27 protein-coding genes, 1 tRNA gene and 1 other RNA gene are annotated in these 24,513 nt (G+C 37.0%); 5 read left to right on the forward strand and 24 right to left on the reverse strand.

Annotation, left to right across the window (positions count from 1 at the left end; genetic code table 11):
- Positions 1 to 124 precede the first annotated feature (124 nt).
- The 15 genes from gap to HMPREF2810_RS07425 all read right to left on the reverse strand — a co-directional run bounded on the left by gap (position 125) and on the right by HMPREF2810_RS07425 (position 14,871).
- Positions 125 to 1,126 carry a type I glyceraldehyde-3-phosphate dehydrogenase gene (gap, locus tag HMPREF2810_RS07355; protein ID WP_002357093.1) on the reverse strand — a complete coding sequence of 334 codons (1,002 nt, stop codon included), beginning with the start codon at positions 1,124 to 1,126 and terminating at the stop codon, positions 125 to 127.
- A gap of 39 nt (positions 1,127 to 1,165) precedes the next feature.
- Positions 1,166 to 2,203 carry a sugar-binding transcriptional regulator gene (locus HMPREF2810_RS07360; protein ID WP_002357092.1) on the reverse strand — a complete coding sequence of 346 codons (1,038 nt, stop codon included), beginning with the start codon at positions 2,201 to 2,203 and terminating at the stop codon, positions 1,166 to 1,168.
- Between the two features lie 420 nt (positions 2,204 to 2,623).
- The gene (locus HMPREF2810_RS07365; RefSeq protein ID WP_002357090.1) at positions 2,624 to 3,502 is read right to left on the reverse strand and encodes a YitT family protein; all 879 of its coding nucleotides are present in this window, start codon (positions 3,500 to 3,502) and stop codon (positions 2,624 to 2,626) included.
- A 142-nt stretch (positions 3,503 to 3,644) separates the two neighbouring features.
- Complete coding sequence (locus tag HMPREF2810_RS07370; protein ID WP_002419685.1) at positions 3,645 to 4,214, reverse strand: TIGR01440 family protein; 570 nt, start codon at positions 4,212 to 4,214, stop codon at positions 3,645 to 3,647.
- Entirely contained in the window at positions 4,211 to 4,717 is a 507-nt protein-coding gene (locus tag HMPREF2810_RS07375) for an ECF transporter S component (protein ID WP_002395212.1), read from the reverse strand. Before HMPREF2810_RS07375 ends, HMPREF2810_RS07370 begins: the two co-directional genes overlap by 4 nt.
- A complete protein-coding gene (locus HMPREF2810_RS07380) occupies positions 4,701 to 5,537 on the reverse strand; it encodes a bifunctional hydroxymethylpyrimidine kinase/phosphomethylpyrimidine kinase (protein WP_002419686.1) in 837 nt (278 codons plus the stop codon). Before HMPREF2810_RS07380 ends, HMPREF2810_RS07375 begins: the two co-directional genes overlap by 17 nt.
- A gap of 153 nt (positions 5,538 to 5,690) precedes the next feature.
- The gene (gene aspS / locus HMPREF2810_RS07385; RefSeq protein ID WP_002377079.1) at positions 5,691 to 7,460 is read right to left on the reverse strand and encodes an aspartate--tRNA ligase; all 1,770 of its coding nucleotides are present in this window, start codon (positions 7,458 to 7,460) and stop codon (positions 5,691 to 5,693) included.
- A gap of 17 nt (positions 7,461 to 7,477) precedes the next feature.
- On the reverse strand, positions 7,478 to 8,779 hold the full coding sequence (gene hisS / locus HMPREF2810_RS07390; protein ID WP_002419687.1) for a histidine--tRNA ligase: 1,302 nt from the start codon (positions 8,777 to 8,779) through the stop codon (positions 7,478 to 7,480).
- Positions 8,776 to 8,997: a hypothetical protein gene (locus HMPREF2810_RS16050; protein ID WP_002383130.1), complete on the reverse strand. Its 222-nt coding sequence runs from the start codon at positions 8,995 to 8,997 to the stop codon at positions 8,776 to 8,778. Before HMPREF2810_RS16050 ends, hisS begins: the two co-directional genes overlap by 4 nt.
- A 139-nt stretch (positions 8,998 to 9,136) precedes the next feature.
- Positions 9,137 to 9,583 carry a D-aminoacyl-tRNA deacylase gene (gene dtd, locus HMPREF2810_RS07400; protein WP_010715312.1) on the reverse strand — a complete coding sequence of 149 codons (447 nt, stop codon included), beginning with the start codon at positions 9,581 to 9,583 and terminating at the stop codon, positions 9,137 to 9,139.
- Positions 9,584 to 9,606: 23 nt separating this feature from the next.
- Entirely contained in the window at positions 9,607 to 11,820 is a 2,214-nt protein-coding gene (locus HMPREF2810_RS07405; protein ID WP_002357079.1) for a RelA/SpoT family protein, read from the reverse strand.
- A gap of 214 nt (positions 11,821 to 12,034) precedes the next feature.
- On the reverse strand, positions 12,035 to 12,787 hold the full coding sequence (locus HMPREF2810_RS07410) for a 16S rRNA (uracil(1498)-N(3))-methyltransferase (protein WP_010715313.1): 753 nt from the start codon (positions 12,785 to 12,787) through the stop codon (positions 12,035 to 12,037).
- Between the two features lies 1 nt (position 12,788).
- Positions 12,789 to 13,736, reverse strand: coding sequence for a 50S ribosomal protein L11 methyltransferase (prmA, locus tag HMPREF2810_RS07415; RefSeq protein WP_002419688.1), 948 nt, complete (start codon positions 13,734 to 13,736; stop codon positions 12,789 to 12,791).
- Positions 13,737 to 13,751: 15 nt separating this feature from the next.
- Positions 13,752 to 14,237 (reverse strand): DUF3013 family protein, encoded by a 486-nt coding sequence (locus tag HMPREF2810_RS07420; RefSeq protein WP_010713278.1) that lies wholly within the window; start codon positions 14,235 to 14,237, stop codon positions 13,752 to 13,754.
- Positions 14,194 to 14,871 (reverse strand): DNA-3-methyladenine glycosylase, encoded by a 678-nt coding sequence (locus tag HMPREF2810_RS07425; RefSeq protein WP_010715314.1) that lies wholly within the window; start codon positions 14,869 to 14,871, stop codon positions 14,194 to 14,196. The genes HMPREF2810_RS07420 and HMPREF2810_RS07425 overlap by 44 nt, the downstream gene beginning before the upstream one ends.
- Before the next feature lie 128 nt (positions 14,872 to 14,999).
- On the opposite strand from HMPREF2810_RS07425, the gene HMPREF2810_RS07430 reads away from it, so the two are divergent.
- From HMPREF2810_RS07430 to HMPREF2810_RS07450, 4 genes are all read left to right on the forward strand, one after another.
- Positions 15,000 to 16,277, forward strand: coding sequence for a replication-associated recombination protein A (locus tag HMPREF2810_RS07430; RefSeq protein WP_002419690.1), 1,278 nt, complete (start codon positions 15,000 to 15,002; stop codon positions 16,275 to 16,277).
- A gap of 72 nt (positions 16,278 to 16,349) precedes the next feature.
- Positions 16,350 to 16,543, forward strand: a non-coding RNA gene (gene ssrS, locus HMPREF2810_RS07435) — 6S RNA.
- Between the two features lie 7 nt (positions 16,544 to 16,550).
- Positions 16,551 to 16,883 carry a hypothetical protein gene (locus tag HMPREF2810_RS07440; RefSeq protein ID WP_002357068.1) on the forward strand — a complete coding sequence of 111 codons (333 nt, stop codon included), beginning with the start codon at positions 16,551 to 16,553 and terminating at the stop codon, positions 16,881 to 16,883.
- A 315-nt stretch (positions 16,884 to 17,198) separates the two neighbouring features.
- Positions 17,199 to 17,672, forward strand: a complete 474-nt coding sequence (locus HMPREF2810_RS07450) for a universal stress protein (RefSeq protein WP_002357065.1) — start codon at positions 17,199 to 17,201, stop codon at positions 17,670 to 17,672.
- 104 nt (positions 17,673 to 17,776) lie between these two features.
- On the opposite strand, the gene HMPREF2810_RS07455 is transcribed toward HMPREF2810_RS07450, so the two are convergent.
- The 5 genes from HMPREF2810_RS07455 to HMPREF2810_RS07475 all read right to left on the reverse strand — a co-directional run bounded on the left by HMPREF2810_RS07455 (position 17,777) and on the right by HMPREF2810_RS07475 (position 21,273).
- Positions 17,777 to 18,964 (reverse strand): acetate/propionate family kinase, encoded by a 1,188-nt coding sequence (locus tag HMPREF2810_RS07455; RefSeq protein ID WP_002419691.1) that lies wholly within the window; start codon positions 18,962 to 18,964, stop codon positions 17,777 to 17,779.
- A 24-nt stretch (positions 18,965 to 18,988) separates the two neighbouring features.
- Entirely contained in the window at positions 18,989 to 19,996 is a 1,008-nt protein-coding gene (locus tag HMPREF2810_RS07460; RefSeq protein WP_002419692.1) for a class I SAM-dependent methyltransferase, read from the reverse strand.
- Positions 19,997 to 20,124: 128 nt separating this feature from the next.
- Complete coding sequence (comGG, locus tag HMPREF2810_RS07465) at positions 20,125 to 20,478, reverse strand: competence type IV pilus minor pilin ComGG (protein ID WP_002419693.1); 354 nt, start codon at positions 20,476 to 20,478, stop codon at positions 20,125 to 20,127.
- Positions 20,478 to 20,912: a competence type IV pilus minor pilin ComGF gene (gene comGF / locus HMPREF2810_RS07470; protein WP_002357060.1), complete on the reverse strand. Its 435-nt coding sequence runs from the start codon at positions 20,910 to 20,912 to the stop codon at positions 20,478 to 20,480. The genes comGG and comGF overlap by 1 nt, the downstream gene beginning before the upstream one ends.
- On the reverse strand, positions 20,902 to 21,273 hold the full coding sequence (locus HMPREF2810_RS07475; RefSeq protein WP_174129599.1) for a type II secretion system protein: 372 nt from the start codon (positions 21,271 to 21,273) through the stop codon (positions 20,902 to 20,904). Before HMPREF2810_RS07475 ends, comGF begins: the two co-directional genes overlap by 11 nt.
- Before the next feature lie 333 nt (positions 21,274 to 21,606).
- Here HMPREF2810_RS07475 and HMPREF2810_RS16055 point away from each other — a divergent pair, with 333 nt between their 5' ends.
- A complete protein-coding gene (locus HMPREF2810_RS16055; protein ID WP_002364184.1) occupies positions 21,607 to 21,732 on the forward strand; it encodes a hypothetical protein in 126 nt (41 codons plus the stop codon).
- Between the two features lie 296 nt (positions 21,733 to 22,028).
- Here the strand turns inward: HMPREF2810_RS16055 and hemH are convergent, their stop codons facing one another.
- The 4 genes from hemH to HMPREF2810_RS07500 form a co-directional block, all read right to left on the reverse strand.
- Positions 22,029 to 22,970 (reverse strand): ferrochelatase, encoded by a 942-nt coding sequence (gene hemH, locus HMPREF2810_RS07485; protein WP_002364185.1) that lies wholly within the window; start codon positions 22,968 to 22,970, stop codon positions 22,029 to 22,031.
- A gap of 29 nt (positions 22,971 to 22,999) precedes the next feature.
- Positions 23,000 to 23,073: transfer RNA gene (locus HMPREF2810_RS07490), tRNA-Ile, on the reverse strand.
- Between the two features lie 633 nt (positions 23,074 to 23,706).
- The gene (locus HMPREF2810_RS07495) at positions 23,707 to 23,958 is read right to left on the reverse strand and encodes a hypothetical protein (RefSeq protein ID WP_002357054.1); all 252 of its coding nucleotides are present in this window, start codon (positions 23,956 to 23,958) and stop codon (positions 23,707 to 23,709) included.
- Between the two features lie 71 nt (positions 23,959 to 24,029).
- Positions 24,030 to 24,230: a cold-shock protein gene (locus HMPREF2810_RS07500; RefSeq protein WP_002357053.1), complete on the reverse strand. Its 201-nt coding sequence runs from the start codon at positions 24,228 to 24,230 to the stop codon at positions 24,030 to 24,032.
- Positions 24,231 to 24,513: the final 283 nt, after the last annotated feature.

The raw sequence follows: 24,513 nt of genomic DNA on the forward strand, positions 1-24,513 counted from the left end.
GTAGACCTCCTGTATTGTCAATTTTAGGATTTTTCTTTTTTAAAAAAAGAAAGCGGAGAAGCGCGTTGCTTCCCCGCTTATTATTTCACAATTGTTCAAATTTCACTAATGATAAGAATAAATCTTATAAGTTAGCGAAGTATTCTAAAGTACGAACTAATTGAGCAGTGTATGACATTTCGTTGTCATACCAAGCAACAGTTTTAACTAATTGTTTGTCGCCAACTGTCATAACTTTTGTTTGAGTTGCATCGAATAATGAACCGTAAGTCATACCTACGATATCAGAAGAAACGATTTCGTCTGTGTTATAACCATAAGATTCGTTAGCAGCTTTTTCCATTACTGCATTCACTTCATCAACAGTAACTTCTTTGTCTAATACAGTAACTAATTCAGTTAATGAACCAGTAGCTACAGGAACACGTTGAGCAGCGCCATCTAATTTACCGTTCAATTCTGGGATTACTAAGCCGATTGCTTTAGCAGCACCAGTTGAGTTAGGTACGATGTTTGCAGCAGCAGCGCGCGCACGACGGAAGTCGCCTTTAGGATGTGGTCCGTCTAATGTCATTTGGTCACCTGTGTAAGCGTGGATAGTTGTCATTAAACCTTCAACAACACCAAAGTTGTCATGTAAAGCTTTAGCCATTGGAGCTAAGCAGTTTGTAGTACAAGAAGCGCCTGAAATTACAGTTTCTTCTCCAGTTAATGTTTCATGGTTTGTGTTGTAAACGATTGTTGGTACATCGTTACCACCAGGAGCTGAAATAACTACACGTTTTGCACCAGCAGTTAAATGTTTTTCAGCAGCTTCTTTAGAAGTAAAGAAACCAGTACATTCTAAAACGATGTCTACGCCTAATTCGCCCCATGGTAATTCTTCAGGGTTACGGTTAGCTAAAACTTTGATTTCTTTGCCGTTAACGTTGAATGAACCTTCGTGAACTTCAACTGTACCGTTGAAACGGCCTTGAGTTGTGTCATATTTTAACAAGTGTGCTAACATTTTAGCATCTGTTAAGTCGTTGATTGCAACTACTTCGATTCCTTCTACATCTTGGATACGACGGAAAGCTAAGCGTCCGATACGTCCAAATCCATTAATACCTACTTTAACTGTCATTAAAGATTTCCTCCTTATGAAAATCAAAAATTTTTTATTTTAAAGGGTTACCCCTTTTAAAATCTCGTTTGCGGCAGCTTCATCTGTGATGAGCCACGTTTGTTTTGGTGCATTTTTCATATATGCGCGAATGGCTTTGGCTTTCGTTTTGCCGCCCGCAATTGCGACGACATAGGGAATTTCTTGTAAGTTTTTTAATTGAAGGCCAATTCGTGGAATTTTATAGACCACTTTTCCTTCTTCATCAAAGAAATAACCAAACGATTCTGCCACGGCATTTTTTTGTTTGAGCATAACCATTTCGTCATCAGACATTTTTCGGCGTGCCGCCATGTGCAACGCTCGACCAATACTGTGCACCACACAGTTGGCATGACTAATTAACGTAAGAACTTCTTGAATCGAGGGTTCTTGTAATAAACTATTATACGTTTCACGACTCAATTGTTCTGGGACATATAACGCCCGGTAGTTACCACCCGTTTTGTTGGCCATTACAGCACTAATTGAATTGGCTTGGACAGAAACTGCTTCACCAATCCCTCCTCTGGCTGGAACAAACAAATTATGACGTTTTTCAGTTTCTAGTGATCCCATATTTTCGGCCACCATGGCCATTGTTGTCCCACCCATAACCGCAATTGTATTCTCACCATTTGGTAAGAGTAAATTCAGCGTATTGGTTAAGACATCTCCAAAGTCCGAAAGAACTTTCTTTTGGATATCACTATCTCCTGCAACAACGATACAACGTTGAATGCCAAAGTACTGTGTCATTTCTTTTTCGATTTGGTGCATACCAAGCAATTGATTCATGACTAATTCTAAGCCTTGGTAGACTTCCAAACCGCGTTCTGTTAATGTCATCCCGCTTTTTGAAGGTTCAATCAGGTTGAGCTGCTTTAAAACATCTGTTTCTGTACGCAAGACTCGCTCTGTAATTCCCATCGTTTCTGATAAACTTCTACGTCCAATAGGTTGCATCCAATAAATATTGCGAAGAATTTGGAATCTTTCTTGTAATACATCGAGCATATCTGGAGCAACTGCTTCAATCATTTTAAATTCTTTTAACATGATGCGCTCCTTTTGTGGGTCGAAATATGTCCAAGTAAGACTGAAAACGACCTATGAACTTTAAAAAAATAGAATTGATGTTCGTTTTTCCTACTATTTATTCATAACAGTATTAAAAGTACTTATCAATTACACACTTAGTGTACCAGTTTTTTTGGGTCTTTTCAATAAAAATGATTCTTTTTTCATCGTTTTCTTTCAAATCCAAACAAAGCATTCGTTTGCGAGAAACAATAGCTACTTATTTCCGAATAATTAGATCTAATTAAACCAAAAGCAAAGGAATTCACGAACGTCTTTCAATTAACTTCTTGTTTAAATGGGAATTTCAGGTCCTCACACAAAGCATTTTTTTACTTATTTTTCAAAAAAAGCAACGAAAGAATAGACACAGCCATTCTCTCGTTGCTTCATATCCTTTTATTTGTAATCTTCTTCGTAAAAACGTCCTAAAATTTTGACATTATCTGAGATGCTGACAAAGGCATTCGGATCGCTTTCTTTCATGGCTGCTTCTAAACTTGGCAACTCAAAGCGTGTCACAATAGTTAGCAAAACAGTTTGGCGGTCGTGGCGATATGCCCCTTCCGCTTCATGAATAATTGTAATACCGCGGCGCATTTTCTTTTGAATCTCATCCACGACTCGATCTGGGTTTTTAGTGACAATCATAACTTGCATTTTCTTTTGCTTAGTATAAACAGCATCTGTGACCTTTCCACTTACAAAAATTGATAACGCACTGTAGAACATGTACTGCCAGCCAAATAAATAACCTGCAACGAAGACAATTAGTGCGTTAAAATAAATTGAAATCGAGCCAACGGAACGCCCCGTTTTTTTCCGAATGGTAATGCTTAGAATATCTAAACCCCCAGAAGAAACCCCGTTTTTTAAGACAAAACCAATTCCTGATCCAGAAATCGCCCCACCAAAAATAGCACAGATAATTGGATCTTGAGTCATCACCGTTTGCGGAACAATATGCATAAATAATGAAGTTAAAGTCACGGTAATGAAAGTAAAAATTGTAAACTTCTTACCTATTTTCTTCCACGCAATAAAGAATAACGGCACATTTAACAGATACAATGTAATGGAGACAGGCACATTAAAACCGACAATTTTTGTTGAGAGGGTTGTTAAAATTTGTGCCAAGCCTGTTAAGCCACTGGAATAAATATTTCCTGGTTGATAGAAAAAGTTCATGGCAATTGATGCAAGAATAGCATAGACAATCGACACGGAAAATTTTGTTGTATAGTCATGAACTGGCAGTCCGTCATAAATTTTTTTCATAAATAATAGCCTCGTTTCAGGTTTTCAATAAATTACATTTCTTTTCATATTATACGTGGTTTACCGAGAGAAAAAAAGAGATTCCTATAATAATTACGGAAGATTCATCAAATGTTTATAGAAATGAAAAAAGAACGAAATCTTAACGATTTCGTTCTTGGGTTGTTTCATAATGGGCTCTTGGTCCACCAATATATTTAGGACGAGAATATAATGCTGTAACATGGGCCGCACCTAACGTTCGAATGCTCAAGCGAAGAGGAACTTGCACATGTTTTACATGCATACCGATAGATGTATCGCCAATGTCAATCCCTGCTTGAGCAACAATATGCTCCACTTCCACAGGTTCATCAAATTTTTCAAAGGCAGCCACTGAACAAGAACCGCCAGCATGTAATTGCGGTACTACAGAGACAATTTCAAAGCCTTTTTCTTCAGCCACACGACGTTCAATCGCTAAAGCACGATTAATATGTTCGCATCCTTGGACAGCCAAAGAGATGCCTTTTTTGTCTAATTGTTCAATTAAGGTTGAGACAATCCATTGTCCTACTTCGGCACTGGAATTTTTACCAATGACGCCACCTACTACCTCACTGGTGGTACAACCCAAAACGAATAGGTCCCCTTTTTTTAAATTACCTGCTGTAATGACTTCTTCTGTAATTGTCACTAACTGTTCTTTTAACATTTTTTCATCGATAGTCATTTGTTCATCCTTCTTTCTTCTAAACGACCATTTTTTGGTAACACACGTTTTAATGTTTGACTAAGGGGCAATGCTACAATCACCCCAAATAAGGATTGAATGATATTCCCTGGTAAAGAGGCAATCCCCGCACCCACGCCGTAAAGCCAGCTAGTCGCTAAAGCATACCCGCTAATCATGAGGAGACTGGCTAAAAGTAATCCTAGCGTTTGCATCTTTTTACTTTTATTAAAGAAGTGACCTGCTAACCACCCTTGTCCGCCATGAATCAATAACGAAAAAACGAACCATTGTGGATAGCCTGACAATAAATCAATTAAACCACCGCTTAAAGCTCCGACTGTCAAGCCACCAATCGGACCAAAAAGTAAACTAGCAATGTAAATCCCTGCATCCGCCAATGTAACAAAGCCATTTGTTGCTGGGACGGGGATAATAAAGACCATTGACACAGCCACTGTTAAAGCGGTAATTACTGCATATAGACTAATTTTTCTTGTCATTATCCGCCACACCTCCTGCTAGTAATCCTTCATGCCACACACTTCCAAAAGCTGCATTTAGCTGGACCCCAGAAACAATGGCTTCATGAACGTATGTTTTTGCTAAATCAACTGCTTCAATTAACGGATATCCTTTAACTAAATTCGCACCAATTGCAGAGGCAAAGGAACAACCAGCGCCATCAATGGTGTGGGCCATTACTTTTTCTTTGATCAATTGAATATGTTGTTGTCCATCATAAAAAAAGTCACATGCTTCTTGGCCAAGCCAACGATTACCGCCTTTAATCACCACCGTTGCCGCTCCTAAAGAGTTTAACTCTTCCGCTGCTTGTTGGACTTCTTCGACGGTTGTTAATTTTCTGCCAATGAGTAATTCTGCTTCTTTTAAATTAGGCGTTACAATCGTTGCGAATGGAAAAAGTTTTTCAATCAATAACTGCATGTATCTTTTTTCATAAACTGAAGTCGTTTCTTTAAAAGCCAAGACAGGATCCAACACCACCGGCAGACCTGCGTGCTTTTTCAAAAAGGTTGCAATTTGTAACATACTTTCTTCACTGTGAATCAAGCCAATCTTGATGCCGTCTAAACTCCCGGCAGGTATGGAAGCGAGTTGCTCTTTCACCAAAGAAGTCTCAAGGTCATGAATCTGAAAATGATTCTTGGGGGCTGTAGCAAGGCAAGTTAAAGTTGATAAGCCAAAGACTTGATGATTTTCAAACGTTTTTAAATCTGTTTGAATCCCGCCACCTGAAAAAGGATCGGAACCGCCAATTGTTAAAATTATTTTTGTCATTTGTTTCGCTCCTTTATACACTCAGTTATCATACAAAGTTTTCTAAAAAGAAAAAACAGCCAATTGGCAGATTTTTAGCTCAGCCACTTTTTAAGTCTTTCGTTATCTTTTTCCTTTCCAAAAAAAGAGTGACCTCATCCGTCAATGAAGTCACTCTTTCTTTGGATTTAACACTTATTCGTCAATGGCTGTTACATCAATGTTTAATTCAAACAATTGTAATGGAGAAACTAAACTTGGTGCGTTGTTCATTGGGTCAATTGCTTTCCCGTTTTTAGGGAAGGCAATCACTTCACGAATATTTTCTTCCCCAGCCAATAGCATTGCTAAGCGGTCTAGCCCTAAAGCAATCCCTCCATGTGGCGGGAAGCCGTAATCTAATGCGTCTAGCAAGAAACCAAATTGGTCTTGTGCTTCTTCTTTTGTAAAACCTAACGTTTCAAACATTTTTTCTTGTAATTCTCGTGTATGGATCCGTAATGAGCCACCGCCTAATTCGTAGCCGTTTAAGACAACATCGTAAGCTTCAGCATACACAGAGGCTGGGTCTGTTGCTAAGCGGTCCACATCCTCTGCTTTTGGTTGTGTAAATGGATGATGAGCAGAAACATAGCGACCAGCTTCTTCATCATATTCAAACAACGGCCAATCCACAATCCACAAGAAATTGAATTTCGATTCATCAATTAAACCTAATTCTTTACCTAAACGTGTACGTACCGCACCTAAAGCAGCGGCTACGATTTCAGGTTTATCGGCACCAAACATTAAAATATCACCGACTTCTGCATTGGTAGCAGCAATTAATTCATCACTAACTTCTGTTAAGAATTTAGCAATCGGTCCTTTTAAGCCATCTTCTTCAACTTTTAACCAAGCTAAGCCTTTTGCGCCAAATTGACTCACATACTTCCCTAAGTTATCCATATCTTTACGAGAATACTTATCTGCGGCGCCTTTTGCATTCAAAGCTTTCACATGTCCACCATTTTCCAACGCTGCTTGGAAAACTTTGAAGTCTACGTCTTTCACTACATCTGCAACATCAATTAATTCCATAGCAAAACGAGTGTCGGGTTTATCGCTACCATAGCGTGCCATTGCTTCGTCATAGCTCATTCGTGGAAACGGAACAGAAATCTCAATTCCTTTTGTCTCTTTCATCACTTCAGCCAACATATTTTCTGTATATGTTTGAATTTCTTCTGGTGTTAAAAAGGTCGTTTCGATATCGATTTGTGTAAATTCTGGCTGACGGTCGCCTCGTAAATCTTCATCACGGAAACAACGAACGATTTGGTAATAGCGATCGAAGCCTGCCCCCATTAATAATTGTTTAAAGAGTTGTGGTGATTGTGGTAAAGCATAAAAATGACCGGCATGGACACGAGAAGGAACCAAATAATCGCGAGCGCCTTCTGGTGTTGATTTGCCTAAATAAGGAGTTTCAATGTCTAAAAAGTCATGATTATCTAAATAGTGACGGATTGTTTTCGTTACTTGGTGACGTAATTTAATGTTGTTTGTCATTGATGGACGACGCAAATCTAAATAACGATATTTCATGCGCAATTCGTCATTAACGTTATTGTCATCTTCAATGGTAAATGGCGTTGTTTTCGCAGTATTTAAAATCGTAATGTCAGTCGCCATCACTTCAAACTCGCCAGTTTTCATTTTTGGATTAATCGCTTCTTTATCACGATAAACGACTTGACCTTTAACTTCGATGACGTATTCACTACGACATTTATCAGCAATTTCCCATGCTTCTTTTGACTTTTCTGGGTTAAAGACCACTTGGACGATTCCTTCACGGTCACGTAAATCAATAAAGATAACGCCTCCTAAGTCACGACGTTTTTGAACCCATCCTTTTAATACAACTTCTTTTTCAATAAATTCGGCAGATACATTGCCGCAATAGGTTGTGCGTTTTGCCATTTCTCAATCTCTCCTTTTTATTCTTCAATCATTTTTGTCATCATTTCGTCATACACTTCATCAAATGAATCATGAATAGCACTTAACGGGAAAGATTTTTCTTCGCGTGTTGCCATTGATTTTACGTTGACAATGCCTTCATTCAATTCATTTTCACCGATTGTTAAAACTAATTTTGCTTGTAATTTATCGGCCGTTTTAAATTGCGCTTTTGGTTTGCGATTCATGTAATCACGATCAGCTGAGAAACCAAAGTTACGAATGCTTTGAACAAGTTGCAAAGCTGCGACGTTGGTTTCTGAACCAATGCCAACCACATATGCGTCTAATTCAGATAACGCTGGAATCACAACTTCTTCAGCTTCCATTGTTAACAACACTCGCTCAATGCCCATACCAAAACCAAAACCTGGTGTGTCTGGGCCGCCTAATTCTTCAACTAAACCATTGTATCGGCCTCCTGCACAAATAGTTGATTGCGCACCCATTTTAGGCGCTTCACTCATAATCTCAAAAATTGTGTGTGTGTAATAATCCAGTCCGCGAACCATATTACTATCAATTTCATAAGGAATTTCTAGTAAATCTAACATATCAGTTACTGCTTCAAAATGTGCTTTAGATGGTTCATTTAAATAATCTAAAATGGAGGGTGCTTCTGCGACAATCACCTTGTCTTTTTTATCTTTGCTGTCTAACACCCGCAATGGATTTTCGTGTAAGCGACGTTGTGAATCCTCGCTTAATTCTGCCATATGGGGCTCTAAATAATCGATTAATGCTTGACGGTACGTAGCACGTGTTTCTTTATCCCCCAAGGAATTAATAACTAATTTGATTTGTTGGATGCCTAATTGTTTGAAGAAGTCCAAAGCCATAGCCATAATTTCAACATCCAATGCTGGGTTTTCACTACCAAATGCTTCCACACCAATTTGATGGAATTGACGCAAACGACCAGCTTGTGGGCGTTCATAGCGGAACATTGGCCCCATGTAATAGGTTTTATATGGTTTCGTATATTCCGGACCATATAATTTATTTTCAACGAAGGCCCGAACAATTGGCGCTGTCCCCTCAGGACGTAGCGTCACGTGACGGTCTCCTTTATCATAAAAATCATACATTTCTTTTGAAACAATATCTGTAGTATCGCCAACACTGCGAGATATCACTTCATAATGTTCAAAAATCGGGGTTCTGATTTCTTGGTATTGATAATCTTTAAAAATCAAACGAGCTGTTTCTTCCACAAATTGCCATTTTTCAGAAGTTCCTGGCAAAATATCGTTTGTTCCTTTTGGTTTTTGATAACTCATTGTCTTTCTCTCCTTCTATCATTCCACAAAAATGTGTGCGCCATTTTCTTTTTTCTAAAAATGAAAAAAGCCCTTGTATGTTGAACATACAAGGGCGTAAAAGTCTCTTTTACACGGTACCACCTAGTTTTGAAAGATTTTACTCTTTCCTCAACGATTAACGCTCGTAACGGGACGGCTTTTCTTCCGTCCATCTCCAGAATGTCTTTCACTTTCACTGTTGAAGTTGCTCTCAGCCACGGCAACTCTCTCTTCGCAGACAGATGAAACTTACTCGTTCCTTCGTAGATTTTTAATATTATCTATAAACTACTAAAGTTCTCTTAGAAAGTCAAGGGGTTCCGACAGGAAAATCAATTATTTTTCTCGTGTATCAATCACAATGGTCACTGGACCATCATTGGTCAACGACACTTGCATATCCGCGCCAAATTCTCCTGTGGCTACCGCTATTCCTTCTGCTTCTAATTGTTGATTAAATAATTCATACAAAGGAATCGCCACATCTGGACGAGCCGCTTCAATAAAACTGGGACGATTGCCTTTTTTAGTTTTTGCATAGAGGGTAAATTGAGAGATACTCAGAATTGATCCTTCAATCTCTTGAATGCTGCGATTCATTTTTCCTTCGTCATCTTCAAAAACACGTAATTTACTGATTTTGCCAACAACATAAGCCACATCTTCTGGCGTGTCTTCTTGATGAATGCCCACCAGCACCATGAAGCCTTGTTTGATTTGTCCCACTATCTGCTCTTCTATCGCAACTTGTGCTTGACTGACTTTTTGAATAACTACTTTCATCTTTTTTGCCTCACTTTTAACACTTACCCATTGGTTCGACGAACACTATAAACATCTGGTACACTTTTAATTTTGTCAACGATGGTTTTTAAATGAGAAAGGTTTTGAATTTTCACAGTGACATGAATCTGGGCCATCTTATCTTTGGATGGACGAGCTTCAACGCCGACTAAATTTTTTGTCATCGAACTAATGACTTGTAAAACATCACTTAGTAAGCCACTACGATCATAGCCGTAAATCTCCAAATCGGCAGCGTATTCTTTGCGACTGTGCTCGGTATCTTCCCACTCAACTTCAATTAGACGTTGTGCTAGTTCTTCTTGATGTTGTACGTTAGGACAGTCCGCACGATGAATTGAAACGCCCCGTCCTTTGGTAATGTAACCAACGATTTCATCACCAGGCACTGGATTACAACAGCGGCTTAAACGAATCAATAGGTTGTCCACCCCTTGAATCACGATGCCGCCTTCATGACGAACTTTCATTTTTTCTGATTCTTTTTTAGCTGGCTGATTTAACAACTCTTCTGCTTCTTGACGTTGGCGTTCCAACTCTTGTTCGCGGCGTTCTTTTTCTGTTAAACGATTGCACACTACTTGCGCACTTACTTCGCCATAACCTACTGCCGCAAATAAATCATCTTCCGTTTGAAATTTAAATTTATCTAGCACTTCCGCCATTTTATTCTTCGTTAAAAATTCTTTCGGTGTAAAGCCGATTTCTGTCATGTATTTAATGACAGCATCATGCCCTTTAATAATGTTATCTTCACGGTCTTGTTCTTTAAAGAAACGTTTGATTTTATTTTTGGCTTTACTTGTTTTAACCATTTTCAGCCAGTCGCGACTAGGTCCGAAAGAATTCGGTGATGTTAAGACTTCAATAATATCCCCATTTTTTAGGACATAGTCTAACTGTACCATTTTGCCGTTGACCTTCGCACCGGTTGTTTTATTTCCAATTTCAGTATGAATGCTGTAGGCAAAATCTAGTGGTCCGGAGCCTTTTGGCAGTTCGGTTACATCTCCACTTGGCGTAAAGACATAGACTTTGTCACTAAAAATGTCTTCTTTAACACCTTGCATAAATTCAGAAGCATCATAGCTTTCATCTTGTAATTCAATAATTTCATGGAACCAATCGACTTGCTTCGTCAGTTCATCTGTTTCAATTTTTTCCGCTTTGCCTTCTTTATAGGCCCAGTGAGCCGCCACCCCAAATTCGGCGATTTGGTGCATCTCATGGGTCCGAATTTGGACCTCTACTGGATTCCCTTTTGGTCCAATAACTGTCGTATGGATAGATTGATACATATTCGCTTTTGGCATAGCAATATAATCTTTAAAGCGACCTGGCATTGGTGTCCAACGTGTATGAATCGCCCCTAACACGGCATAGCAATCTTTAATGGAATCGACGATAACACGAATGGCTAATAAGTCATAGATTTCATTAAACTGTTTCTTTTGGTCCTTCATTTTACGATAGATTGAATAAATATGTTTTGGTCGACCATATATTTCTGCGTAAATTTCTAAATCTTCCGTAGCTAAACGAATATCTTCGACTGCTTCTGCCACATAAGCTTCACGTTCATCGCGTTTGCTTTGCATCAAATTAACAATTCGATAGTATTGGTTGGGGTTAATATAACGTAAGGCCGTATCTTCTAATTCCCATTTAATTCGACTAATCCCTAAGCGATGTGCTAAAGGCGCATAAATTTCTAAAGTTTCTTGTGCAATCCGTCGTTGCTTATCTTCACGTAAATGTTTTAATGTGCGCATATTGTGCAAACGATCGGCTAGTTTCACCATAATAACCCGTAAATCTTGCGCCATTGCCAATAACATTTTCCGATGATTTTCAGCTAATTGTTCTTCATGAGATTTATATTTAATTTTTCCTAGTTTCGTTACGCCATCGACTAACATTGCGATGTCTTCGCCAAATTCTTCTTTTAAATCGTCCAGTGTTACGTCCGTATCTTCGACAACATCATGTAAAAATCCTGTTGCTACAGTATGGGGATCCATATGTAATTCAGCCAGAATGCCTGCCACTTGAATCGGATGGATGATGTAAGGTTCACCTGATTGTCGGACTTGACCTTCGTGTGCTTTTTCAGCATAAGTTAATGCTTTTTGAACCAACTCAACATGTTCTGGTCCCATATAGGTACTTACAATTTTGATGACCGCTGGGCCTGTCAGTATTTCTTCTTTTGGCATGGTATTCACTCCTCTATGAAGGTGACCTTTGGATAAAGAACACTTCGTTCACGTTTTATCTATTTTAATAAAAAAGAAAAGTACCACTTGAAACAGTAGCACTTTCAACAACTCTATTATACTAAATTTCCCTTAAATTTCAATCACTGTCGCTTTTTTACTCTCTGTTTATTCAAAGAGAATGCTTACAAGAATTTTACAGGCGGGCTTTCGTTTAATTTAAAAGTTCCATTTGGTAGCTAACCGCACTTAAAAGATACAACGGTGCTGTTTCTGCTCGTAAAATTCTCGGACCCAACCCGCAAAGTTTCGCCCCAGCCTGCAGAAATTGTTCAATTTCTTGCGGTGCAAAGCCACCTTCAGGTCCAAAGAGCACACACAAACGTGCGCCTGGCTGGCAAGTGGATAATACTTGTGCTAATTGACTTTTTTCTCCTTGTTTTGCTGATTCTTCATACGCAACCAAGACTGTGTCATATGAGTCAAATTGCGCAATGATTTCTTGTGTTTTTTCCACCAAAAAAACACTTGGTGTCTGCTGCCGATGCGATTGCTCCGCCGCTTCTGTGGCAATTTTTTGTAATCTTTTTTCTTTGGCTGCTCTTTTTTTGTGGTCCCATTTGACAACGGAAGTTTTCGCAGGAAAGCCGATAAACTGATTGCCACCTAGCTCCGTGCCTTTTTGAACAATCCATTCTAACTTGTCCCCTTTTGGTAACCCACACGCAATCGTCACTTCAATTGGCAATTCTTTGTCCATTTCTTCTTTACTAATTTCTTTAAAGTAAACAGATGTTGAATCAATTTCCACAATCTCAGCTAAAATGGCAGTTTTATTTTGAAATACTAAATAACAACGATCATTCGGCGTCATTCGCATAACTCGCACAATATGATGATAGTTTTCATCTGCGACTTTATACAAATCTTTTTCTTGATAATCTTCTTTCATGAAATACCGTTGCATTTTACTCTTCCTCTGGTTTCTTCAAGATAATCGCATACCAATCGCCTTGATTAAAGAGTTGGTCCACCACAAACCCGACTTTCGTTAGTGCTTCTAAAACCATTGCTTTTTTATCTTCAATAATTCCAGAAATAATGAAGGTACCGTCTTGTTTTAGCAAACGCCAAGCATCTTCAATCATTAACACAATAATATCTGCCAAAATATTTGCGACGATTACATCAGCAGAATGGTCAATCCCTTTTAGTAAATCATTGGCTGACACACGAACATCGGCCGCAATGGGATTTAAATCCATATTTTCTTTTGCCGCTGCAACTGCTACTTCATCTAAATCATATGCGTAGACGTCTTTAGCCCCTAAATAGCGACTGGCAATACTCAAAACACCAGAACCCGTTCCTACATCTAGAACTGTTTCGCCACCACGTAAAACAGTTTCTAAAGCTTGCAAGGTTAAACGAGTTGTTGGATGCGTGCCTGTACCGAAAGCCATGCCCGGATCCAATGTGATAATTTTTTCTGCTTCATCTTGTGCGTGATAGGCTTCCCAACTTGGCACAATCGTTAAGAATCGTGTGACACGGACAGGATGATAATATTTTTTCCAAGCAGTTGCCCAGTCGCTTTCTGCTACTTCACTAATTGTCATTTCGTTTTTACCAATGGATAAGCCGTACTCAGGCAAGCGTAAAATATTTTCTTTCATAAATGGTAAAATTTCTGGTAAGAAGGTTGTTTCAGGAAAATAAGCCATCACAATCGCCCCTTCTTTAATGTGGGTGAATTGCTCTTTATCTAAAATTTCCCCATACAGATCACTTTCAAAATTTTCAATGTCCAACGCATCTTCAATGGCCACACCACTTGCGCCAGCTTCCATCATAATGTTTGAAATTGCTTCAACTGCTTCGCTAGCCGTTTCTACTTTTACTTCTGTCCACTTCATGTTCTCACCTCTAAATTAATAACTTGGATACGCAATCCATTGTTCTTTTTCTGTTTCTGCCACTTTTTTAATCATCGCTTCAAAATCTGCTGGCTCCCAATGCAATTCAAAAACTTCCGCTGTTTCATCTGATAAAAAGTCTAACAAATCACTTTGCCCTTCATCTAAAACCACTTTTAAATAGTGAATGAATCCGTCTAAAACTGCTTTGCGTAGCCCTTTTTTTCCTTCATAAGGAATTGTGACTAAATACTCTTCATCATCAACGACTGACTTTTGCGGATTATAAAATAACAAGCCATCTTCAAATTCAATGAATTCTTCTTCTGAAAGCGTACCGTCAACATCATCAATCGCCACTTGTTCATTGTTTTCTGCATATAAACGAACAATGACTTCGATGGTATGGTTTTTGCGATCCCAATCAAGGCCTACTTCGTAATCTGCTAAGTGTTTTTCAAGTTGTTCCTCTAAGTATGTGAGCATTGTTGCTTTTTTCATTTTCTTCATCCTTCCAGCCAAAATCTATTTGGTCTACTGCTGTTCTTTTTTGTTTAGAAATATATGGATTGCCAGCCACGACGTATCTTAAAGGCAACTCTGTCCAACGACCTTTATTGGGAATCCCAATTCGTGGTAGTGCCTCAATTTTTTTCGGAAATTTTCGTTTTTCTGGCACGAGCCGTAACGAACTAGAAAAAATCGACTGCCCATATAATTGCTTATCAATTCCTAAGGCTGCAACTAATTTACCTGGTCCATTGGTCAATTCCACGCCTTGACGTCCTTGGCGATTTTCAATCATTTTGTCAACACCTTCAACAGGTTCAATCGCACGGATCATCACCCCTTGTGGTTTGCCTTGTTCTTGTGTCACCATATTTAAAATTAAATGCGTGTGCATAGTATATAAATAAATCGTGCCTGGTTTGTCATACATGGCTTGTAAGCGTGGCGTTTTTCTCAAGCCAAAGCTATGGGCCGCCTCATCATCAGGACCTAAATAAGCTTCTGCATCCACAATGTACCCACCTAAAACGCCTGTTGCTGTTTCGTTCTCTAAATACATCCCTAACAAATATTGTGCCACTTCTTCAGTTGTTTTTGTGTTAAAGATATTTATCGTTTCTTTCATTTCTTTCACCACTCCCTATCATACACGAAACCTTCCGCTATATCCATCTAAAACCCAAAAAACCACCAAAAAGCGAATGTACGTTCTTTATGTTATAATAAGATGATTATGAAAAAGGAGGTCCTTTTATGCAACAACCTTTAGCCTATCGAATGCGACCTCGTCACTTAGACGAAGTGGTTGGTCAACAACATTTAGTCGGCCCTGGTAAAATTATTCGTCGGATGGTCGAAGCCAAAATGCTTTCATCGATGATTCTTTATGGGCCGCCTGGCACTGGAAAAACCAGTATTGCCAGCGCAATCGCTGGTTCAACAAATTATGCCTTTCGCATGTTGAACGCGGCCACAGACACTAAAAAAGATTTACAAATCGTTGCTGAAGAAGCCAAAATGAGTGGCACAGTGATTTTACTGCTTGATGAAATTCACCGATTAGATAAAACAAAACAAGATTTTTTGCTCCCTCATTTAGAAAACGGACGAATTATTATGATTGGAGCCACTACCGAAAATCCATATATCACAATTAATCCTGCGATTCGTAGTCGCACGCAAATTTTTGAAGTAAAGCCTTTAACAGAAACAGACATTCAGCAAGCGATTCAAGAAGCCTTAACCGATAGCACACGTGGCTTAGGCGATTATCCCGTCCACTTAGAAGAAAAAGCATTACAACATTTGACACGCGCAACGAACGGTGACTTACGTAGTGCGCTAAATGGACTAGAATTAGCTGTTAAATCAACACCCAAAAATGAACAAGGCGAAATTAAGATCACCTTACCGATTATTGAAGAGTGCGTGCAACGAAAAGCCATAACCCATGATAAAGATGGCGATGCCCATTATGACGTGATTTCCGCTTTCCAAAAGTCGATCCGAGGAAGCGATGTAGATGCTGCACTTCATTATTTGGGTCGCTTAGTTGAAGCAGGTGATTTACCGATTATTTGTCGTCGTTTAATGGTCATTGCTTACGAGGATATCGGTCTTGGGAATCCTGCGGCCGCCGCTCGGACAGTCACCGCTGTTCAAGCCGCCGAAAAGCTAGGGTTTCCAGAAGCTAGGATTCCTCTAGCTAGTGTCGTCATTGATTTATGTTTATCGCCAAAATCAAATTCTGCAGTCACAGCGATTGATGCTGCTTTGGCAGATATTCGACAAGGCTCTGTGGGAGACGTTCCTGATCATTTGCGTGATGCCCACTATGCTGGAGCCAAAGAATTAAACCGTGGTATTGGTTATCAATACCCACATAATTTTGAAAACGGTTGGGTCAATCAGCAATACTTACCTGACAAATTAAAAGAGGCACGTTATTACGAGCCGATTGATATTGGTAAATATGAACAAGCCTTACATCAGCAACTCAAGCGTATCCAAGAATGGAAACAGAAAAAATAACAAAATAATACGCTTTCAAAAAAAGAAACAATCTCGTTGCCGATTTTGAGAGAGTATGCTATTATAAAGATGGTAAATCTGTGATGTACGCGTTGTCCTTTCACTGTGTTGACCGAACATTTTTATTGATATCTAGGGATCCTGCTTGTATCAAAGTTGGTAACATGCCTTTTCTTTTGGTAGTTCAATACTGCGATCGAGGAACCCACCTGCTTATCTTGCGGGTTCAATACTCTAGGACGATTACCGGCATCGACGGATTTTACCATTTTTATGAAGATTTCTAAACAATTTGCTCTGGCAAGTTGTTTTTTTTTGGAGGACAAGATGATTCGTATACTCGTACTATTACTCGCCGTTGTCACAGGCGTAGCCAGTTATTATTTGATGAAGAAAAGTGCAGCTTTTTTACCACTCTTAAAAAAAGAAACTGCAACAGAAAGTCAACAGTTTATCGAACGTTTTGGGCGTTATTACTTGATTATCGCCATTCTAGGTGTTCTAGCGGCTATTTTTAATCGCCCGTTATTGTCAATTGGTTTTATCTTTTTTGTTTTATTACTTTCAACGTTGTTTAGTTTAACTTTTGCAAAAAAAATGTCATAAAAGACGATGAATTTAAAGAGCGTGGGACAAAAATCACTTTGGATTTTTGCTCCACGCTCAAAAACTGATAAACGGCGGGAACAGAAGCAACTCCTTCGGAAATAAGCCGGAATTCTCCAAAAATTAAAGAACAATTTTCGGAAATCCCTTCTTATTTCTCGGAGTTAAACGCTTCTATCCCGACCTCTTTTTTTACAAAAAAATGCCAATATTCAGAAAAAAAGAAGCGGTTTCAGTTTCTTTTTTTCTTTATTTGTTTTACAATTATTATAGAAACAATTAATGATTTTTTTTACGCTGAAAGGAGCGGTTATTATGTTACAACAATATCAAAAAATTATGATAGCAATCGATGGTTCTGACGAAGCAGACTTAGCCTTTAAAAAAGCGGTCAACGTCGCTAAACGAAACGATGCTGAATTACTATTAGCACATGTTGTTGATACGCGCTCTTTCCAATCAGTGTCCTCTTTTGATGGTGCGCTAGCAGAAGAAGCAATGTCAATGGCAAAAGAAACCTTAGACACCTACCAACAACAAGCGGTGGATATGGGACAAACAAAAGTCTCTAGCGTTCTAGCCTATGGTTCTCCTAAGAACATTATTGCCAAAGAATTACCAAAAGAATACAACATTGATTTAATTATGTTAGGAGCAACTGGATTAAATGCCGTTGAGCGTTTATTTATTGGCTCTGTCTCTGAATCAGTTATCCGTAACGCTAGCTGCGATGTTCTCGTTGTACGGACGGATTTAGACAACAAATTACCAAAAAATGAAGAAAAATAAAAAGAAACTGAGCCAACTATCACTTTTGATAGTTGGCTCAGTTTTTTCTTATTTACCTATTAAGCACACCTTGTGAGAGCATCTCACAAGATGTGTTCGTTTAATTATTTTAGACGTTCTACGTCACGGGCAATCATTAACTCTTCATCAGTTGGTACTAACATAAGCTTGATTTTTGAATCATCAGTTGAGATAACTGCTTCTTCACCGTGTACATTATTTTTGTCATCATCGATTTCACAACCAAACCAAGTCATGCCATCAATAATATCTTTACGAACGCCAACTGCATTTTCACCGATTCCAGCAGTAAAGACAATCGCATCAACGCCATTCATAACAGTGACATAGCTACCAATGTATTTACGAATACGATCGATAAAAATGTTGTATGCTGTTTGAACTTCAGGTTTATCTAGATTTGATTGAATATCGCGCATGTCGCTTGATAAACCATTTGTTAAACCTAATAAACCAGATTTTTTGTTTAAAATATCAACCATGTCTTGTACATCAGTCAAGCCAAGTTTTGTCATTAAATAAGGCAATAGTGACGCATCAACATCCCCTGAACGAGTCCCCATTGTAACACCAGCAAGAGGAGTGAAGCCCATCGATGTATCGACTGATTTTCCACCATCAACTGCAGTGATTGAAGCACCATTTCCTAAGTGACAAGTGATAATTTTCAAGTCTTCAATTGGACGACCTAGCATTTCTGCAGCACGTTGAGAGACATAACGATGACTTGTTCCATGTGCCCCATATTTACGTGCAGCAAATTTTTCATAATATTCACGCGGTACACTATATAAATAGTTGTGTTCTGGCATTGTTGTGTGGAACGACGTATCAAAGACTGCCACGCTAATGATTTCTGGTAAGATATGTTTAAATGCTTTAATTCCCATTGCATTCGCTGGGTTGTGTAAAGGTGCTAATTCAGATAAAGCTTCAATTTTTTCTAATACTTCGTCTGTAATAACAACAGAATCTTTAAATTCTTCTCCACCAGCAACTACACGGTGACCAACACCAGTAATTTCATCATAAGAACCTAAAATGTTTAAGTCGATTAATTGGTCTAGTAACATTTTTACTGCCACTTCATGGTTATCAATATCAACAATTACTTCATATTTTTGTCCTTCACCATATTTAATTGTGAAGATAGAATCTTTTAAGCCAATACGTTCAACGATTCCTTTAGCGATCACTTCTTCATTTGGCATTTGGTATAATTGCCATTTTAAACTTGAACTACCTGCATTAATTGCAATTGTTTTAGACATAATTTTCTCCTCTTCGTTACTATTTTATTTTAAATTTGAAGCTTTCCAAGCTTCAAATTGTTTAAAGAACTTCGTTACTTTATTGATATCTTTCAAAGAGGCAAGTTTTGCTAACAAAACTTCCTTCACTTGCTCAGCATCTGCACCCTTGTTTTGAACAAGCAAGATACTTTTACGTGATTGTTCTGACTTAAACAATTCATCAGGTAACTGTATCATTCCTTGTAAATAGACATTTTTTGTCAACCAATTTTTAAAGAATTCACTTTGCTCAGTCTCTAAAATATTGGTCGGGATTAAGAATAAGCCAAACCCTGCTGGCTTCACGTATTTCATAGCTTGCTCCATTAATAAATGATGCGCATAACTATGGCCTTCCTCAGCAGCAGCAGCAAATCCCTTTGCTCGCTCATCATTTGGATAATAGCCAATCGGTAAGTCACTTAATGCTAAATCAACTGGATCCAATAACAAATCTTGCAATCCGTCTTGATGGAACAACTGAATATTAGCTTGTGACCAAGCATTGTTCACAGAAGATACTGCCAAAAGTGTTTCATCGATATCCACACCATAACCAGAAACTTTGTAACCAGCTGTTTCAAGGTTCAGCAGAACCGTTAACAGTAAATTTCCCATTCCTGAAGCAGGATCTAAAATTTTTAATGTCTCTGATTTATTTGTTAATTGTTCTACTAAATAAACAAACAAAAAGCCAATACCGTCTGGCGTCAATTGATGATTTGCTTGAAGCTGCTCTTTTCTCGTTCCTTTTAACAAAAGTAATTGGGACAAGCGTCGCACATCTTCAGGAGCTAAATCAATATTTTTAATCGTATGATACAGCGTTTCTAATTGTTTCACTGTCTCTGGATTAGGTACTCCGTCAAGTACTCGTACTTGAAAATCATCTAAAATATTTTCACCATTTTCAATATACGCATCTAAAAAAGAAGTATCCAATGACTGTTGCAATAACTGGATTGCTTGTTCCATTGGCTCGAAAGCCTCTTCAATTTTTTCTGGGAACAAATTAGCACCTCTATTCTATTCAAAATGTAACAACTTCCATACCTGTTTTATTTTAACGAAAAAAGAAAGAATAATCAATGCCTTTACTGTCTTTCTTCTAAAATCTAATAATTTGTAGAAAAACAACGCTATTCCAGCATTGTTTCCGCTTTTTTTTGATGAGAAACTTTCTCTTGATATTGGTATTTTCGACCAGATTTGTTTAATAAAACAGTTATTCTTAATTGTTCATTTTTGTATGTATAATCGAGGGTTACTTGCTCGTACATGAGCTTTTCTTCTGTTTTTAACTTTCGTCTATTTTGTTTAACATCTGCAAGAAATAAATGAAGGATACTTTTCCCTGCATAGTATTCCTGGGTAGCTTGCGTAAATTTTTGTGTTAACTGACGTTCTTCTAGTAACTGAAGGGCGAGAAAACTCATCAAATAAACAAAGGCCATGGCCGTGAACAATAAGTTTCCTGAATATTTTTGCTTCATTAAAATTCTCCCTTTATCGGAAAAAAACTATCAAATGTTTTTCCAGAAGTAAAAGTAACTTCCAAAGTAAACGATTGTCCTTCATTTTTAAACTGGCCATTTTTGATACCAATTAACAGCGGTTGATAGCCTTTACCATTGACTCGCTTAATAATTTTATCTTCTTTGATTTGAATTGAAATAGTCTTGTTTGTTTCTGAGTCGAGGAAAGAAATCTCTTGAGCAGAGCCTGTTTGGAAAACAAGCTTTTGACATTCTTTTTCTAATTGAATTAAAAATATATGCCAGGATTTCGAATCATTGTTTTTCAAATATTGATTTCCGATAAAACTTTGTTGAATCATCAACTGAAACAATTGACACATACAACTTAAAACGACTAGTGCCACTAAACACTCTAACATCGTAAAACCCGCATATTTTTTATTCACCAATCAAAATCGCTCCTCTTGAATCTGTGACTTTTAGTATCCTTCTTCCCTCGTTCTCCATCAAAGAAAATCGGTAAGTTTCTCCTTGATATATCCGCTCTTTGAAACGTAAATCACCCGTCTGCTCTAAAAATAAAATTGCTTCGTATCCTAGACGAGTACGCGTTAATTGTTGCTCCCGTTGATAATTTTGCTGAATTAATTGTGTAATAGTCAGGGAGAATATCCCTGCTACCACACATACAACACTAAAACTAACGAGACTCTCTAATAAAATAAAACCACTATAAATAGTTAATTTTCTTCGTATATTTGCCACTCCCCATCTGAAATTCCATAACAATTTAAGGAACAAAAAAATCATACAATACGCATTAAATAGCTGTTTTGTCATTTTTAATAATCTAAGATATGTAAATAATACCGCAAATCTGTGGTAAATTTTGTGGTAAAAATACACCTATGAGTATTTGACATTTTATTGAGTTTAGAATACGGCTAACTGAATTAGTTTGCCTAGAAGGCGACTACGAAAAAAAAGACCTTATTCTTAAAAGAATGGAGGTCTTTTTTGTATTATAATAATAATCACACCAACTGACTTTTAGACTTTTATTTCAATTTTGTAAGTCAATCGTTAGATATATCAATGGATAAGTAGAATATTTCATTCTATTCTCTTTTTGAGGTGAATACAATGAAAAAAATAATTAAACATTTTATGAAACCTGTTGAAGTTTTTGAAACATTAGATGATGATATTGGGATGTTTTTAATCATTTCTATTTGCACAGCTCTGATCTTTACTTTCTTTAGTAAATAAAAAATGTGTTAAATAAATTCTCAGATACTTTCCGCAGTATATCAAATTGGGAAGTCAAAAATATCTAAAAAGAATTGACTTTTCATACAACGTATTTTTATGGACCATACAGGACTCGAACTGCAGTGCAAAAAAATCAAGCTTTTTTAAGCGGCTTATTTCCTAAACTGAACTGGAGATAAGCCGTTTAATTTTTGCTTAATTCTACTATATGCTATACCAGTAAATATATTCGTGCAAACCCTGAATAAATTGTTTAACAAATTCAAACTAAAATAAAAAACTAAAACAAATTACTACAAAGAAATAATGTCCTTTACTAATTTTGCAAATTCAATATCTCCATTAAATGGATGAACATATTTGTAGACTTCCCCGCCATTTTCTAAAAAATAGTTTCTGTTTTCGTGTTCCAATTCTTCTATTGTTTCTAGACAGTCTACAACAAAACCTGGTGCAACAATTAATATATTTTTAATACCTTTTGATGGTAATTTTTTCAAGGTATCATCAGTTGCTGGTTTTAACCATTCAGATGGCCCAAATTTCGATTGATAGGTTTGATAATAACGAATATCTCCTAATTTATCCATTATTAATTTTGTTGTTTTAGTACATTCCTTCGGGTAGTTATCCCCATCTTTTACATAAGACATAGGAATTCCGTGGTATGAAAAAACGATAGCATCTATTGGACTTTCATTCAAAGCTTCATTTATTTTTTTTGAAAAGTAATCTATATACTGTGGATTATTGTAAAATGATCGAATAAATTTAATATCCACTATCCTATCACTTTTTATAAAATAATTCATAACGGAATCAAACACCGATCCTACCGTTGTCCCAGAGTATTGCGGATACATTGGTATGACATTGAGTTCTTCAATCTCTTTTGATAATAATGTATCTAGAGCAGTTTCTATACTCGGTTCACTATATGACATTCCGATTGTAACTTCCACTTCTGGACATATATTTTTCAAATTTTCCATTTGTTTCTCAGTATATTCCAAAAGAGGAAATCCATTTTCAGTACAAATTTTTTGATAGAGTTTTGCTGATTTTTTTGGACGTATATTCAAGATAATACCGTTCAAAATCGGTTTCCAAATTATAGGATGTATTTTTATTACTCTTCTATCTGATAAAAAAGTTTTTAAATACTTCCTTACTTCCGTCTTGGAAGAATCTTTTGGTGTTCCTAAATTCACTAAGAGAATTCCTGTTCTTTTCAAAATAATTCACTACCTGTCTAATTCTATTATCGACCATGATGAATTCGAACCATCGACCGAATAGTCATGAGCCGTTTGCTCTAACCAGCTGAGCTAATGGTCCAAGTAATAACTAGCTTATTGGGGATAAAATAGTTCTTACTAGTTATAGCTTAATATATAACAATTTTACTTTACTGATTTTCAATTTTCAACAAAAAAACGACCACCTTATTGAGAAAAGGCGGTCTGCGTGAAAAAATAAGAGTTTAAATATGTATAGATATTTTACAATATCTATTTTTTGAGTTCAATATTTTTATGTAAAAAAAGCCGCCTCATTGGGGTAAGGCGACAAGAGGTAGTAATAAAATGAAAAATAAAATTGTTTGGTAAAGATATTTTACCGCTTTCTTTTTTAAATTTCAAGTTTTCATTTTACAAAACAATTGTATTTTATTTATAATTCAAATATACAATTATAAATAAACACCTACTAAACATACACAACTTGGGGAAGTATTGTGCGTCTTCAGTAGGTGTTTTCTATATACACAAGATAATTTCGTTTTAACTACTATGATAAATTCGAACAATCAACCGAATGATTACGAACCATTTGCTCTAACTAGCTAACAATTTTTAAATAAAAATAACAGATCCTTTAACAAGTAAAGAATATGTTTAGAAAAAAGAGTATGCCATAAATCCTTGTCTTAAGTTTAACACAAAGACCCTAATCTAAACTAGGGTCTTTTTATTGATACATCGATAATAGTTTCTCATAACTAATTACTGTTTTTTCTTTTTTGTTTTTTGGCTTAGAACTGTCTATAATATTAATTACTGCTGAATTAATTAATAAAACAGCTATTATACCACTTCTAATTTCTTTTCTGTAAATAAATGATACTTTCTGTCCTTCTTCAAACTGTTTACTTTTATCTGATGGTATAATTTCTTTCCATTTTCCAAATCCCATATGATGATCTCCTTTCGCTTTCAACATTCAGAGCCTATCAATTTAATCTTATAAAAAAAACGTTCCAATTAAATTGGAACGTTTTACCAAAACCTTTATTATGCTTTAAAAATATTAACAGCTTGCATACCGCGCTGTCCTTCTTCAATGTCAAAAGTTACTGCTTGTCCTTCTTCTAATGACTTAAAACCATCCGCTTGAATTGCTGAAAAATGAGCAAATACGTCATTGCCATCTTCACCTGTAATAAATCCAAAACCTTTGTCTGAGTTAAACCACTTTACTGTACCGTTGTTCATATATGTTTCCTCCTTGTGCATACCCTGTATGCGATTTGTTGCAAAAAATGTTTGATAAGCAAAAGGAGAATTATAGTCTTATGTATAGCGCTCTCGTTACATGTCAAAATTGATTACTTATTTATAATACCATACTATTTCCTATAAAGCAAATGAGTGTATTAAAACATGATGGACCAATACTATAAAAAGGTTATAATCCATCTACTCTAGACATGAAATATAAATATACGATACAAAAACCCCCTTGCACAATTATGATACAAGGGGCCTGTAGTCTTTT

The organism is Enterococcus sp. HMSC078F03 (genome assembly GCF_001811595.1).
GTDB classification, from domain to species: Bacteria; Bacillota; Bacilli; order Lactobacillales; family Enterococcaceae; genus Enterococcus; species Enterococcus faecalis.

Bases quoted from the DNA above. Each gene is read 5' to 3' on its own strand.
- HMPREF2810_RS07365 (WP_002357090.1), bottom strand. From the start codon at position 3,502: ATGAAAAAAATTTATGACGGACTGCCAGTTCATGACTATACAACAAAA.
- gap (WP_002357093.1), bottom strand. From the start codon at position 1,126: ATGACAGTTAAAGTAGGTATTAATGGATTTGGACGTATCGGACGCTTA.
- HMPREF2810_RS07360 (WP_002357092.1), bottom strand. From the start codon at position 2,203: ATGTTAAAAGAATTTAAAATGATTGAAGCAGTTGCTCCAGATATGCTC.
- HMPREF2810_RS07425 (WP_010715314.1), bottom strand. From the start codon at position 14,871: ATGAAAGAAACGATAAATATCTTTAACACAAAAACAACTGAAGAAGTG.
- comGG (WP_002419693.1), bottom strand. From the start codon at position 20,478: ATGAAGCAAAAATATTCAGGAAACTTATTGTTCACGGCCATGGCCTTT.
- HMPREF2810_RS07450 (WP_002357065.1), top strand. From the start codon at position 17,199: ATGTTACAACAATATCAAAAAATTATGATAGCAATCGATGGTTCTGAC.
- HMPREF2810_RS07455 (WP_002419691.1), bottom strand. From the start codon at position 18,964: ATGTCTAAAACAATTGCAATTAATGCAGGTAGTTCAAGTTTAAAATGG.
- HMPREF2810_RS07370 (WP_002419685.1), bottom strand. From the start codon at position 4,214: ATGACTATCGATGAAAAAATGTTAAAAGAACAGTTAGTGACAATTACA.
- HMPREF2810_RS07440 (WP_002357068.1), top strand. From the start codon at position 16,551: ATGAAGATTTCTAAACAATTTGCTCTGGCAAGTTGTTTTTTTTTGGAG.
- HMPREF2810_RS07375 (WP_002395212.1), bottom strand. From the start codon at position 4,717: ATGACAAGAAAAATTAGTCTATATGCAGTAATTACCGCTTTAACAGTG.
- HMPREF2810_RS07405 (WP_002357079.1), bottom strand. From the start codon at position 11,820: ATGCCAAAAGAAGAAATACTGACAGGCCCAGCGGTCATCAAAATTGTA.
- HMPREF2810_RS16055 (WP_002364184.1), top strand. From the start codon at position 21,607: ATGAAAAAAATAATTAAACATTTTATGAAACCTGTTGAAGTTTTTGAA.
- HMPREF2810_RS07475 (WP_174129599.1), bottom strand. From the start codon at position 21,273: ATGATTTTTTTGTTCCTTAAATTGTTATGGAATTTCAGATGGGGAGTG.
- HMPREF2810_RS07420 (WP_010713278.1), bottom strand. From the start codon at position 14,237: ATGAAAAAAGCAACAATGCTCACATACTTAGAGGAACAACTTGAAAAA.
- HMPREF2810_RS07495 (WP_002357054.1), bottom strand. From the start codon at position 23,958: ATGTTGAAAGCGAAAGGAGATCATCATATGGGATTTGGAAAATGGAAA.
- HMPREF2810_RS07430 (WP_002419690.1), top strand. From the start codon at position 15,000: ATGCAACAACCTTTAGCCTATCGAATGCGACCTCGTCACTTAGACGAA.
- prmA (WP_002419688.1), bottom strand. From the start codon at position 13,736: ATGAAGTGGACAGAAGTAAAAGTAGAAACGGCTAGCGAAGCAGTTGAA.
- HMPREF2810_RS07500 (WP_002357053.1), bottom strand. From the start codon at position 24,230: ATGAACAACGGTACAGTAAAGTGGTTTAACTCAGACAAAGGTTTTGGA.
- dtd (WP_010715312.1), bottom strand. From the start codon at position 9,583: ATGAAAGTAGTTATTCAAAAAGTCAGTCAAGCACAAGTTGCGATAGAA.
- HMPREF2810_RS07410 (WP_010715313.1), bottom strand. From the start codon at position 12,787: ATGCAACGGTATTTCATGAAAGAAGATTATCAAGAAAAAGATTTGTAT.
- hisS (WP_002419687.1), bottom strand. From the start codon at position 8,779: ATGAGTTATCAAAAACCAAAAGGAACAAACGATATTTTGCCAGGAACT.
- aspS (WP_002377079.1), bottom strand. From the start codon at position 7,460: ATGGCAAAACGCACAACCTATTGCGGCAATGTATCTGCCGAATTTATT.